Below are 11882 nucleotides of genomic sequence, written 5' to 3'. Positions count from 1 at the left end.
CTATGCACCGATCGAGTGAACCGGTCACCTGTCGGGACACTCGCCCCGCTCTGCCCCGACGGGCCCTCAATCCACCCTTTTGGCCCTGGTGGCCGGCCACCGCCGACCGCCGGTCCCGGACGGCCGCCGACCGCCCCCGGCACCCGCCGGAGATCCCCGCGCCGGTCCTTCTGCCGCCCGGCGGCGGGGTTCTGCCCTATTGCGCCGCTTCCTCCACGGGCACCGCCGCCTCACGCGCCGCGTCCGGCCCCTGTCCGAGCAGGACGGCGAAGCCGCTCTCGTCCAGTACCGGAACCTTCAGCTGCATGGCCTTGTCGTACTTCGAACCGGGGTTGTCGCCGACGACCACGAAGGAGGTCTTCTTCGAAACGGAACCCGTGACCTTCGCGCCCCGGCTCTGGAGCGCCTCTTTCGCGCCATCCCGGGTGTGGTCGGCCAGCGTGCCCGTGACGACGACGGTGAGCCCTTCGAGCGGGCGCGGCCCCTCGTCCTCCGCGGCCCGCTCGTCCTCCATCCGGACCCCGGCCTCGCGCCACTTGCGCAGGATCTCCCGGTGCCAGTCCTCGGCGAACCACTGCTTCACCGAGGCGGCGATGATCGGGCCGACCCCGTCCGCGTCGGCCAGCTCCTGCTCGGTGGCCTCGTCGATCCGGTCGATGGAACGGAACTGACGGGCCAGCTCCGCGGCGGCGACCGGGCCCACATGGCGGATGGAGAGCCCGGTGAGGACCCGGGCCAGCGGGGCGGCCTTGGCCGCGGCGATGGCGTCGAGCATGGCCAGGGCGTTCTTCCTCGGCTCGCCCTGCTGGTTGGCGAAGACCCAGGCGGTCTTCTCCTCACCCGTCTTCGGATCGCGCTTGGGCAGCCCGCTGTCCTGGTCCAGGACATAGGCCCGGATCGGCAGCAGCTCCTCGATCGTCAGCCCGAACAGGTCGCCCTCGTCGCCCAGCGGCGGCTCGGCGGGCTCCAGCGGCCTGGTCAGGGCCGCGGCGGCGACATAGCCGAAGTGGTCGATGTCGAGGCACTTGCGCCCCGCGAGATAGGCCAGGCGCTCACGCAACTGGGCCGGGCAGGAACGCGCGTTGGGGCAGCGGAGGTCGATGTCGGCCTCCTTCATGGGCCGCAGCTCCGTACCGCACTCGGGGCAGTGCGTCGGCATCACGAACGCCCGCTCGGTGCCGTCGCGCAGATCGGCGACCGGCCCGAGAATCTCCGGGATCACATCACCGGCCTTGCGGAGCACCACCGTGTCCCCGATGAGGACGCCCTTCGCCTTCACCACGTTCTGATTGTGCAGGGTGGCGAACTCCACCTCAGAGCCCGCCACTTCGACCGGCTCGACCTGGGCGTACGGCGTGACCCGGCCGGTCCGGCCGACGCCGACCCGGATGTTGACCAGCTTGGTGTTGACCTCCTCCGGGGCGTACTTCCAGGCGATCGCCCAGCGCGGGGCGCGCGAGGTGGAGCCGAGCCGCCCCTGGAGCGGGATCTCGTCGAGCTTGACGACCACACCGTCGATCTCGTGCTCCACCGAGTGCCGGTTCTCGCCGAAGTACGCGATGAACTCCCGCACCTCGTCGAGGGAGCCGACCACCTTGTTGTACTTGGCGGTGGGCAGGCCCCACGCGTGGAGCAGCTCGTAGGCGTGCGAGAGGCGGTCGATGCCGAAGCCCTCGCGGGCACCGATGCCGTGCACCACCATGTGCAGCGGACGGGTGGCGGTGACCTTGGGGTCCTTCTGGCGCAGTGAGCCCGCCGCGGCGTTGCGCGGGTTGGAGAACGGCTTCTCCTCGGCCTCGACGAGCCGGGCGTTCAGCTCCTCGAAGGCCTCCATCGGGAAGAAGACCTCGCCGCGGATCTCGACCAGCCGCGGCACCCGGTCGCCCTTCAGCCGGTGCGGGATCTCGGCGATCGTACGGACGTTGGGCGTGATGTCCTCGCCGGTGCGGCCGTCGCCGCGGGTGGCGGCCCGGGTCAGCCTTCCGTCCTCGTAGGTGAGGTTGACCGCCAGGCCGTCGACCTTCAGCTCGCACAGGAAGTGGTAGCCGGTGGTGCCGACGTCCCTGACGATCCGCTCGCCCCAGGCGGCCAGTTCCGCGTCGTCGAAGGCGTTGTCCAGCGAGAGCATCCGTTCGCGGTGCTCGACGGAGGTGAACTCCGTGCGGTACGGCCCGGCGACCTTCTGGGTCGGCGAATCCGGCGTACGCAGCGAGGGGTACCTCTCCTCCAGTGCCTCCAGCTCGCGCAGCAGCCGGTCGAACTCGGCGTCGCTCACGGTCGGCTGTGCGTTCACGTAATACCGGAAGCGGTGCTCCTCGACCTGCTCGGCAAGGAGCGCGTGCCGCTCCTGCGCCTGTGCGGGCACCGCCGTCTGCTGTTCGCCGGCCATCGTCCTGTCCTCCCGTTACCCGTTGCCCCGCTACTCAGGGTTGTCCGCGAGTGATCTCGCCGCCCGGACGCAGTGGGCGAGCGCGGCGCGCGCGTACGCGGGCGAGGCACCCGCCAGCCCGCACGACGGGGTGAGGGACACGGACTCCGGCAGAGTCCCCGGATTCAGCCCCAGCCTGCGCCACAGCGTCCTGACACCCATGACGCTACCGCCCGGGTCCGACAATCCGGCCGAGGCCGGGTCGGTGCCCGGCACTACTCCGAGGAAGAGCTGGGTGCCGCCCTCGACGGCCTCCCCGACCGCCTCCTCCTCACGCTCGGTGAGCAACGAGAAGTCGAAGGAGATGCCGCCGGCCCCGGCCCGGCGCAGCAGTGCGAACGGCACCTCGGGGGCGCAGGTGTGCACCGTCGTCGCCCCGTCCCCGGCCGCCGCGAGGACGTCGCGCAGCGTGCCCTCCACGGTCTGGCGGTCCACCGCGCGGTACGTGCGGTAGCTGCTGGCGGTCTTGATCCGCCCGCGCAGTACGGCGGTCAGCGACGGCTCGTCGAGCTGGAGGATCACCCGGGCGCCGGGCACCCTGCGCCGCACCTCGGCGAGATGGGCGCGCAGCCCCTCGGCGAGTGAGTCCGCCAGATCGCGGCAGGCCCCCGGGTCGCCGAGCGCGGCCTCGCCGCCCCGGCGTTCCAGCGCGGCGGCCAGCGTCCACGGCCCGACGGCCTGGACCTTGAGGGGGCCTTCGTACCCCTGGGTGAACTCCTCCAGGGCGTCGAGGTCCTCGCCCAGCCAGGACCGGGCCCGGCGGGTGTCACGGCCCGGCCGGTCGCTGATCCGCCAGCCGCTGGGCTCGACGTGCCCGTACAGGTCGACGAGCAGCCCGACCGTCCGCCCGATCATGTCCGCGCCGGGCCCGCGGGCGGGCAGCTCCGCCAGGTGGGGCAGCCCCTCACCGCCCGCGAGGGAACCGGTGACGGTCTTCGCCGCCTCCCGGGCGTCTCCTCCGGGCATGGACCCGATCCCGGTGGCCGGGCAACCGCTGAACTCGCTCTTCTCGCTCACACGGGAAGCCTAAGCGCGGCGGATCGCGGTCAGCGGCCAGGGCGGACCGTCAGGTCGTTGACCTCGGCGTCGTGGGGCAGGTCGACGGCCATCAGGATCGTGGTGGCCACCGACTCGGGGTCGATCCAGCGGGAGGCGTCGTACTCCTTGCCCTCCTGGCGGTGCACCTTGACCTGCATCGGGGTGGCGGTGCGGCCGGGGTAGACGGAGGTCACCCGGACGCCGTTGCCGTGCTCCTCCTGACGCAGCGCGTCGGCGAGCGCCTTCAGACCGTGCTTGCTCGCGGCGTAGGCGCTCCACTCGGCGTGCGCGGCGAGACCGGCACCCGAGTTGACGAAGACGACATGGCCCTGGGCGACCCGCAGTTGCGGCAGGAGGAGCCGGGTCAGCTCGGCGGGGGCGACGAGGTTGGCGTTGAGCTGGAGGTGCCAGGCCTTGGGCGTCAGCTCCCCGACCGGTCCCAGCTCCACGACGCCCGCGACGTGCAGCAGCGAGTCGACCCGGTCGGGCATCTTCTGGTGGGCGAGCGCCCACGAGAGCCGGTCGGGGTTGGAGAGGTCGCCGACGAGCGTGCGCGCGCCGGGGTGGAGCTCGGCGAGCTCCCGGGCCCGGCCCGCGTCACGGGCGATCAGCACGGTCTCGTCGCCGCGCTCCAGCAGACGGCGGGTGACTGCGGCTCCGATGCCGGAGCCGGCGCCGGTGATGACATGAGTGGACATGCGCCTCATGATCGCACCCCGCCGCCCCGTCACTGCAGGCCGGACCACTCCTCCAGATAGGCCAGAGCGCCCACCCCGTCCTTGGCGAAGAACACCAGCTCGGTGAGGGGCACGGGCAGGAAGCCCTCGTCCTCCATCCGCTGGAACTGCTGGCGCAGCCCGTCGTAGAAGCCCGCGGTGTTGAGCAGGACGACCGGCTTGGCGTGCTTGCCGTGCTTCTTCAGCTCCAGGATCTCGGTCGCCTCGTCGAGCGTCCCGGTGCCGCCCACCATGATCACGACCGCGTCCGCCTTCTCCAGGAGCAGCGCCTTGCGCTCGGCGAGATCGCGGGCGATCACCATCTCGTCCGCGTTGGTGCGCGCCGACGCGGCGAGGAAGTCGACGGAGACCCCCACCAGCCGCCCGCCCGCTTCCTGGACGCCGTCGGCGACGACCTTCATCAGCCCGCTCTCCGAGCCGCCCCAGACGAGGGTGTGCCCGCCTCTGCCGAGCAGCTCGGCGAATTCACGGGCGGGCTGGGTGTAGCGCTCATCGAGGTCGGCGGCGGAGAGAAAGACACAGATCTTCATGCGACCACCGTAGGCGCCACCGCTGACAGCCGGTGCACCCGCTGCCCCCGACCGGCCATCAGTACCCGTTCCAAAGCCCTGACCTGCTGGTTCATGGAATCTCAAAAAAACTTGGGCGGGAGCGATGAGTTTCCCGGGGACCGGCGGTCCACCCTCGTATGGACAAGATTCTCTCCCGCGACGGCACCTTGATCGCGTACCGGCACCGGGGCGAAGGCCCGCCGGTGGTCCTGGTCGGCGGCTCGTTGGGTACGGCGGCGACCGAGGCACCGCTCGCGCGCCTGCTCGCGCCGCGTTTCCACGTCGTGACGTACGACCGGCGCGGCCGGGGTGCCAGTGGCGACAGCGGTCCCTACGCGCGGGAGCGCGAGATCGAGGACCTGGCGGCGCTCATCGCCTCGGTCGGCGGCGAGGCCTCGGTGTTCGGGGTGGGAGCCGGTGGGGCGCTCTCCCTGGAGGCGCAGGCGGCCGGGGTTCCCATGGACCTGCTGGCGGTGTACGAGCCGCCGTACACCCCGGGCGCCGCGGGTCTGCGCTACAAGGCGTGCTGCACCTCCCGGCTGCATCAGCTGCTGAGCGGCGGGGACCGCGCGGGAGCCGTCGAGCTGTACCTGTCCGTGACGGGGGTACCGGCCGACCTGATCGCCCGGATGCGCCGCGCCCCGCTGTGGAGCGGCCTGGTCGCGATGGCCCACACCCTGGCGTACGACGACGCGCTGCTCGGCGACGGCTCGATCCCCGCCGGGCGGTTCGCCGCCGTCACCGCGCGCACGCTGGTGATCTGCGGCGGCTTCAGCCCGACCCCGGCGCGGATGTCCACCCGCGCCCTGGCCGACGCCCTGCCCCGTGCCCGGCACCGCACCCTGACCGGCCAGACCCGCGACCTGGCGCCGCAGGCCGTGGCCCCGGTCCTCGCGGAGTTCTTCGCGCGGGACCTGTACGCCCGCCGGGCCTGCTGAGACCGCGGCTCCGCCGCCGCGCGCTCCCGCCCGTACGGGGGTCGGACGCGAGCGCGCGCGGCGGGGTACGCCCGGGTCAGCCGGAGACGGCCGCCTTCTGGCGGCGGGCCGTCGTGGCGATCGTCGCGGAGCCGACCACCCGGGTGCCGTCGTAGAGCACGACCGCCTGGCCCGGGGCCACGCCGCGGACCGGCTCGGTGAAGGTGACGTGCAGGGTGCCGTCGAGCAGCTCGGCGGTGACCCCGGTCTCGCCGCCGTGGGCGCGGAGCTGGGCGGTGTAGGCGCCGGGTCCGGACGGGGCGGTGCCGCACCAGCGGGGCTTGATGGCGGTGAGCGCGGTGACGTCGAGGGACTCGGCCGGGCCGACCGTCACGGTGTTGTCCACCGGGGAGATGTCCAGGACGTAGCGCGGCTTGCCGTCGGGCGCGGGGTGGCCGATGCGCAGTCCCTTGCGCTGGCCGATGGTGAAGCCGTACGCGCCCTCGTGGCTGCCGACCTTCGTGCCGGACTCGTCGACGATGTCGCCCTCGGCGGTGCCGAGCCGGCTCGCCAGGAAGCCCTGGGTGTCACCGTCGGCGATGAAGCAGATGTCGTGGCTGTCGGGCTTCTTGGCGACGGCGAGCCCACGCCGTTCGGCCTCGGCGCGGATCTCGTCCTTGGTGGTGAGGGTGTCGCCGAGCGGGAACATCGCGTGGGCGAGCTGCTTCTCGTCCAGGACACCGAGGACGTAGGACTGGTCCTTGGCCATGTCCGAGGCACGGTGCAGCTCGCGGCTGCCGTCCGTGTTCAGCACGACCGTGGCGTAGTGGCCGGTGCACACGGCGTCGAAGCCGAGGGCGAGTGCCTTGTCGAGGAGCGCGGCGAACTTGATCTTCTCGTTGCAGCGCAGGCAGGGATTGGGCGTGCGGCCCGCCTCGTACTCGGCGACGAAGTCGTCCACGACGTCCTCGCGGAACCGTTCCGCCAGGTCCCAGACGTAGAACGGGATACCGATCACGTCCGCGGCACGGCGGGCGTCGCGCGAGTCCTCGATCGTGCAACAGCCGCGTGCCCCGGTACGGAAGGACTGCGGGTTGGCGGAGAGGGCGAGGTGCACACCCGTCACGTCGTGCCCCGCCTCGGCGGCACGGGCCGCGGCGACGGCGGAGTCGACACCGCCCGACATGGCGGCGAGCACGCGGAGGGGGCGCTGGGAAGTCTCAGTCATAGCTCCACCAGAGTACGGGGCGCCGGGAACCGAACGCTCTCCGATATGCGTTGTGGATCACATGGGGAGCAAGGGGACATCGGATGCCGGGAGCGGCGGCGGGAAGTCCGGGCGCGGCATCGGCCGCCGCGGGCTGCTGATCGGCGCCGCCGCCACGGCCGTGGGCGCGGCGGTGCTGGCGCGGGACGATCTGGAGCGCGCCTGGTGGCGGCTGCCCGGGGTGGAGAAGCCCCGCAGGCCCGGCGAGGTGGACTACGGCCGGGCCCGCTGGATAGAGGCCTCCCCGGCGAACTGGCGGCGGGCCGACCGCCCCGACGACTACACGATCGACCGGGTCGTCCTCCATGTCACCCAGGGCAGCTACGCGAGCGCCGTGAAGGTCTTCCAGGACCCGGCGCACGGGGCGGCGGCGCATTACGTGGTGCGCGCCGACGGCCGGGTGACCCAGATGATCCGTGAGCTGGACGTGGCGTTCCACGCGGGCAACCGGTCGTACAACGAGCGCAGTGTGGGCATCGAGCACGAGGGCTTCGTGGACCGCCCGCAGGACTTCACGGCGCAGATGTACGGGGCCTCGGCCCGGCTCACGGCGGCGGTCTGCGCGCGGTACGGGATACCCGTGGACCGCACGCACATCATCGGGCACGCCGAGGTGCCCGGCGCCGACCACACCGACCCGGGCGAGCACTGGGACTGGGCCCGCTACCTGAAGCTGGTCCGGGCGGCGGGCACGCGCTGACGGTCAGCTGAGCCCGGCTGTCCGGGCCCGCTCCACGGCCGGTCCGATCGCGCGGGCCACGTGGTCGACGTCCTCCCTGGTGGAGGTGTGGCCGAGCGAGAAGCGCAGGGTGCCGCGGGCCAGGTCCGGATCGGTGCCGGTGGCCAGGAGCACGTGGCTCGGCTGGGCGATCCCCGCGGTGCAGGCGGAGCCGGTGGAGCACTCGATGCCCTGGGCGTCCAGCAGCAGGAGCAGGGAGTCGCCCTCGCAGCCCGGGAAGGTGAAGTGGGCGTTGGCGGGGAGCCGGCCGCCGGGGGCCGGGTCGCCGCCGAGGATCGCGTCGGGCACGGCCGCCAGCACGGCGTCCGCCAGGCCGTCGCGGAGTCCGCCGATCTCGCGGGCGAAGTCCTCGCGCCGTTCGGCGGCCAGCCGCCCGGCGACGGCGAAGGAGGCGACGGCGGGCACGTCGAGCGTGCCCGAGCGGACGTGCCGTTCCTGGCCGCCGCCGTGGAGCACGGGCACGGGGGTGTGCTCGCGGCCGAGCAGCAGCGCGCCGATGCCGAACGGTCCGCCGATCTTGTGCGCGCTGACGGTCATGGCGGCCAGCCCGGAAGCGGCGAAATCGACCTCCAGCTGCCCGACGGCCTGCACCGCGTCCGCGTGCATGGGCACGTCGAACTCCTGGGCCACTGCGGCCAGTTCGTGAACCGGAAGGACGGTGCCGATCTCATTGTTGGCCCACATCACGGTGATCAGCGCGACATCGGAGGGGTCACGCAGGACCGCCTCGCGCAGCACGTCCGGGTGGACGCGTCCGTGCCGGTCGACCGGGAGGTACTCGACGTGCGCGCCCTCGTGCCCGGCGAGCCAGTCGACGGCGTCCAGCACCGCGTGGTGCTCGACCGGGCTGGCCAGCACCCGGGTACGGCGCGGGTCGGCGTCGCGTCGGGCCCAGTACAGGCCCTTCACGGCGAGGTTGTCGGCCTCGGTGCCGCCCGAGGTGAAGACCACCTCGCTGGGGCGCGCGCCGAGGGCTTCGGCGAGGGTCTCCCGCGACTCCTCGACGGTACGGCGGGCCCGGCGCCCGGCGGCGTGCAGTGAGGACGCGTTGCCGGTGACGGCGAGCTGGGCGGTCATCGCCTCGATCGCTTCCGGAAGCATCGGCGTGGTCGCGGCGTGGTCGAGGTAAGCCATGGTGAGCTCGATTCTACGAGCCCCGGGCGGGGCGTATGGCGGGCGCACCGCGACTCGGCCCGCTCGCGCCGCGCGCGCCCGCGGGACCGGCGGCCCGGTCAGCCGGTGAAGCCCCAGGACACGGCGCCCGAGCCGGTCATCAGACAGGCCAGCACGACGAGATCGGCGACCCCGAGAACGAGGCCGAGCCAGGCACGGCCGCGCCGCGAGGTGGCGCGGGACAGGGCGACGAGCGCCATGCCGATCGCGGCCGGGCCGAGCAGGACGTTCATCACCAGCAGGCCGACGAGCCCGAGCACGAAGGAGGCGACGGCCAGCGCGTCGGCGTCCCGGGCGGGCCCGCCCCCCGCCTCGGAGCGGCGGACCGGTGCGTGAGCGTCATGGTGCGGGCTCCTTCGGATCTGCGGCGGAGGACGGCCGGGCGGTCAGCGGGAACGGCGCTGCGCCCCGGCCCTCTCCCGTACGGCGAAGACGAGCAGCCAGCAGCCGATCGCGGCGGCGAGCGCGAAGCTCAGGGGCAGCGGAATCTGGGCCACCGCTCCGAGCACGACCCCGAACAGAAGCAGTACGGCAACGAGGACGACCATGTTCAGCCTTTCCGCGGGCTCTCCACGAGCACTTGAGAGTACGACTGTTCACTGACTGCTCAGTCTAGACCCGTGCGGGGCTTCCCCGCTCCGGAGAACAGTTGTTTACTCAATGGCATGAGTCACACCACCGGCACGCGTCTGGCGCAGAAGATGAGAACCCGTCAGGCCCTGCTGGACGCGGCGCTCGGCCTCCTGGAGCACCAGAGCCTCAGCAGCCTCGGCCTGCGGGAGGTGACCCGGGCCGCGGGCGTCACGCCCACCGCGTTCTACCGGCATTTCGCCGACACCGCGGCGCTCGGCGTGGCGCTCGTCGAGGAGGCGCTGGGCAGCCTGCACGGGATGATCGGCGCGGTCCTCGCCGAGAGCGGGGACAGCGAGGAGCGCCTGGGGCGTGGCATCGGGCTGATACTGCGCCACGTCGCGGAGCAGCCCGCCCACTTCCGCTTCATCGCGCGCGAGCAGCACGGCGGGGTGGGCCCGGTGCGGGAAGCCATCGCGGCCGAGCTGCGGCGGTTCGCGAAGGAGGTGGCGGCGGCGCTCGCCGAGGAGCCGCAGTCCCGGGGGTGGAGCGGCGAGGACCTGCTGATGCTGGGCGGCTTCTACGTCGACCACATGGTGGTCATCGCCTCGTCACTACTGGACGCGGGGCCCGACGGCGAGCGGGAGGTGGCCGAGGTGGCCCGCCGCCGGCTCAGACTGGTCACCCTCGGCCGGGCGCACTGGCTGGACGACGAGGACCGGCGGCCCGCCCGGGAGGACTCACCGGGCGGGCACGCCGAGGAGCGTCAGGAACGCGGGGCGCGGGCAAGCTGACGGGACTGGGCGACCAGGCGGTCCGCGCTGTCCCAGACCTCCGCGTCCTCCTCCAGGAAGCCGCCCGCGAGGTTGCGGGTGGTGATGGAGACCCGGAGCGGGCCCGGGGCCGGGCGGCAGCGGATGTGGGTGGTGAGCTCGATGGTGGGCGTCCAGCCCTTGAGGCCCAGCTCGAAGGAGGTGGGCGGCAGCGCGTCCACGGTGAGCAGCAGCGAGAGCGCGTCGGCGTCGCGGCCGTCGGCGAGGCCGAACCAGCCGCGCATCTCGCCCTTGCCCGAGGGCGCGCCCACCGCCCAGCCGGCCGTCGCCGGGTCGAGCCTGATGTCGAGGCGGCCGGTGATGGCGGAGCTGCCGGGGATCATGGCCGGGCCGTCGTTCGCGCCGAGGCAGTGCTCCAGCGGCGGGATGGCCGGCGGCTTCGCCGTGGTGCGGACCTCGTCGGCCAGCGCGTCCAGGTCACCGTAGGTGGCGACGACCCGGATGCGCTCGACCTCGGTGCCGTCCTGCGCGTACTGGAAGAGGGACGCCTGGCCGGTGGAGAGGGTGCGGCCGGTACGGACGACCTGGGTCCGGATCACCGCGGGGCCCGGGACGGACGCGGTGAGGTAGTGCGCGGAGACCGAGAACGGGTCGGGGTGCGGCAGGGCCTGGCCCAGCGCACGGCCGAGCATGGCGAGCAGGTAGCCGCCGTTGACGGCGTGGATGATCGTCCAGCCCGCGGAGAGTTCGGCGTCGTAGACGCCCTCCTCGCGAAGGGTGACGGCGGTGTCGCGGTCGAACTCGCTGTCGCCGATGGTCGCCGGGTTCCCGGCGGCCGCCGGTCCGGGGTGCGCCGCCTGCTCTGTTGCCTGTGCCATGCCCCGCACCGTACACCGATTGCATTACTGAGCGGTAGCTTTTTGATGCGCCTCACACGGGTCACACGGGTGGCGGCGGTCGCAGCAGCAGCCAAGCGGATCACCGTGGTCGCAGCGGTCCGCGCCGACCGGCTCAGGCGGTCGCGGAGCTCTCCTCGGCCGTGGCGGACTTCCGGTTGTAGGCGCGCGGGGCCCGCCAGTGGTAGCGCATCGACAGCAGCCGCAGCGCGAAGGCCGCGATCACGGCGGTGCCGCTGGTGACGGCGTTCAGCGCGCCGAAGCGGATGCACAGGACGGTCATCACGGCACCGGCGACCGCGGGCACCGCGTACAGGTCGCGGTCCCAGCGCAGCAGCGAGGGCACCTCGTTGGCCAGTACGTCGCGCAGCACACCGCCGCCGACCGCGGTGGCGAGCCCGAGCGCCGCCGACGCGGTGAGGCCGAGTCCGTAGTCGTACGCCTTGACCGTGCCCGTGACGCAGAACAGGCCGAGGCCCGCCGCGTCGAAGACGTTGACGCCCACCTGGATGCGCTCGACCTGCGGATGGAGGAAGAACACCAGCGCCGCGGCGAGCAGCGGGGTGGTGAAGTAGCCGAGATCGGTGAACGCGGCGGGCGGGACCGCCCCGATGACGAGGTCACGGAACAGCCCCCCGCCCAGCGCGGTCGCCTCGGCGAGGACCGCGATGCCGAAGACATCGAAGTTCTTGCGTACGGCGAGCAGAGCGCCGGAGATCGCGAAGACGAAGATTCCGACGATGTCGAGCGCATGCTGGACGGAGGGCGTGAACAGTTCGTTGAGCACCGGGCA

Annotated in this window: 13 protein-coding genes; 3 read left to right on the top strand and 10 right to left on the bottom strand. The window is 72.8% G+C overall.

Translation table 11 applies throughout. The annotated features are described in order from the left end of the window. Positions 1-196 precede the first annotated feature (196 nt). From ligA to ACFVWY_RS32605, 4 genes are read right to left on the bottom strand one after another with little or no spacing between them, the layout of a single operon-like run. Positions 197-2389: an NAD-dependent DNA ligase LigA gene (gene ligA / locus ACFVWY_RS32620; protein ID WP_389878522.1), complete on the bottom strand. Its 2193-nt coding sequence runs from the start codon at positions 2387-2389 to the stop codon at positions 197-199. 30 nt (positions 2390-2419) lie between these two features. Beyond that, positions 2420-3445, bottom strand: a complete 1026-nt coding sequence (locus ACFVWY_RS32615; protein ID WP_389878521.1) for a methionine synthase — start codon at positions 3443-3445, stop codon at positions 2420-2422. A gap of 29 nt (positions 3446-3474) precedes the next feature. Continuing rightward, positions 3475-4164 (bottom strand): SDR family oxidoreductase, encoded by a 690-nt coding sequence (locus ACFVWY_RS32610; RefSeq protein ID WP_389878520.1) that lies wholly within the window; start codon positions 4162-4164, stop codon positions 3475-3477. Between the two features lie 29 nt (positions 4165-4193). Beyond that, a complete protein-coding gene (locus ACFVWY_RS32605) occupies positions 4194-4733 on the bottom strand; it encodes a TIGR00730 family Rossman fold protein (protein ID WP_389878519.1) in 540 nt (179 codons plus the stop codon). Between the two features lie 158 nt (positions 4734-4891). On the opposite strand from ACFVWY_RS32605, the gene ACFVWY_RS32600 reads away from it, so the two are divergent. Next, complete coding sequence (locus tag ACFVWY_RS32600) at positions 4892-5692, top strand: alpha/beta fold hydrolase (protein WP_389878518.1); 801 nt, start codon at positions 4892-4894, stop codon at positions 5690-5692. A 76-nt stretch (positions 5693-5768) separates the two neighbouring features. Here the strand turns inward: ACFVWY_RS32600 and mnmA are convergent, their stop codons facing one another. Continuing rightward, positions 5769-6899 (bottom strand): tRNA 2-thiouridine(34) synthase MnmA, encoded by a 1131-nt coding sequence (gene mnmA, locus ACFVWY_RS32595; protein WP_389878517.1) that lies wholly within the window; start codon positions 6897-6899, stop codon positions 5769-5771. A 61-nt stretch (positions 6900-6960) separates the two neighbouring features. Here mnmA and ACFVWY_RS32590 point away from each other — a divergent pair, with 61 nt between their 5' ends. Further along, positions 6961-7638, top strand: coding sequence for an N-acetylmuramoyl-L-alanine amidase (locus ACFVWY_RS32590; protein WP_389878546.1), 678 nt, complete (start codon positions 6961-6963; stop codon positions 7636-7638). A gap of 3 nt (positions 7639-7641) precedes the next feature. On the opposite strand, the gene ACFVWY_RS32585 is transcribed toward ACFVWY_RS32590, so the two are convergent. The 3 genes from ACFVWY_RS32585 to ACFVWY_RS32575 form a co-directional block, all read right to left on the bottom strand. Beyond that, the gene (locus ACFVWY_RS32585) at positions 7642-8811 is read right to left on the bottom strand and encodes a cysteine desulfurase family protein (RefSeq protein WP_389878516.1); all 1170 of its coding nucleotides are present in this window, start codon (positions 8809-8811) and stop codon (positions 7642-7644) included. Positions 8812-8909: 98 nt separating this feature from the next. Next, on the bottom strand, positions 8910-9212 hold the full coding sequence (locus ACFVWY_RS32580) for a DUF4190 domain-containing protein (RefSeq protein ID WP_389878545.1): 303 nt from the start codon (positions 9210-9212) through the stop codon (positions 8910-8912). A gap of 24 nt (positions 9213-9236) precedes the next feature. Continuing rightward, positions 9237-9398, bottom strand: a complete 162-nt coding sequence (locus ACFVWY_RS32575; protein WP_389878515.1) for a hypothetical protein — start codon at positions 9396-9398, stop codon at positions 9237-9239. Between the two features lie 117 nt (positions 9399-9515). Between ACFVWY_RS32575 and ACFVWY_RS32570 the strand changes: the two genes are divergently transcribed. Further along, positions 9516-10214, top strand: coding sequence for a TetR family transcriptional regulator (locus ACFVWY_RS32570; protein ID WP_389878514.1), 699 nt, complete (start codon positions 9516-9518; stop codon positions 10212-10214). Here the strand turns inward: ACFVWY_RS32570 and ACFVWY_RS32565 are convergent. Further along, the gene (locus tag ACFVWY_RS32565) at positions 10187-11071 is read right to left on the bottom strand and encodes a thioesterase family protein (RefSeq protein WP_389878513.1); all 885 of its coding nucleotides are present in this window, start codon (positions 11069-11071) and stop codon (positions 10187-10189) included. The genes ACFVWY_RS32570 and ACFVWY_RS32565 overlap by 28 nt on opposite strands. Before the next feature lie 133 nt (positions 11072-11204). Beyond that, positions 11205-11876, bottom strand: a complete 672-nt coding sequence (locus ACFVWY_RS32560; RefSeq protein ID WP_389878511.1) for a trimeric intracellular cation channel family protein — start codon at positions 11874-11876, stop codon at positions 11205-11207. Positions 11877-11882 lie beyond the last annotated feature (6 nt).

Source organism: Streptomyces sp. NPDC058195 (assembly GCF_042883525.1).
GTDB lineage: Bacteria > Actinomycetota > Actinomycetes > Streptomycetales > Streptomycetaceae > Streptomyces.
This window is presented reverse-complemented; position numbering and strand designations above follow the sequence as displayed.

Coding starts and splice junctions, on each gene's coding strand:
- ACFVWY_RS32605 (WP_389878519.1), bottom strand. CDS start 4,733: ATGAAGATCTGTGTCTTTCTCTCCGCCGCCGACCTCGATGAGCGCTAC.
- ACFVWY_RS32600 (WP_389878518.1), top strand. CDS start 4,892: ATGGACAAGATTCTCTCCCGCGACGGCACCTTGATCGCGTACCGGCAC.
- ACFVWY_RS32590 (WP_389878546.1), top strand. CDS start 6,961: ATGGGGAGCAAGGGGACATCGGATGCCGGGAGCGGCGGCGGGAAGTCC.
- ligA (WP_389878522.1), bottom strand. CDS start 2,389: ATGGCCGGCGAACAGCAGACGGCGGTGCCCGCACAGGCGCAGGAGCGG.
- ACFVWY_RS32565 (WP_389878513.1), bottom strand. CDS start 11,071: ATGGCACAGGCAACAGAGCAGGCGGCGCACCCCGGACCGGCGGCCGCC.
- ACFVWY_RS32585 (WP_389878516.1), bottom strand. CDS start 8,811: ATGGCTTACCTCGACCACGCCGCGACCACGCCGATGCTTCCGGAAGCG.
- ACFVWY_RS32575 (WP_389878515.1), bottom strand. CDS start 9,398: ATGGTCGTCCTCGTTGCCGTACTGCTTCTGTTCGGGGTCGTGCTCGGA.
- ACFVWY_RS32610 (WP_389878520.1), bottom strand. CDS start 4,164: ATGTCCACTCATGTCATCACCGGCGCCGGCTCCGGCATCGGAGCCGCA.
- mnmA (WP_389878517.1), bottom strand. CDS start 6,899: ATGACTGAGACTTCCCAGCGCCCCCTCCGCGTGCTCGCCGCCATGTCG.
- ACFVWY_RS32570 (WP_389878514.1), top strand. CDS start 9,516: ATGAGTCACACCACCGGCACGCGTCTGGCGCAGAAGATGAGAACCCGT.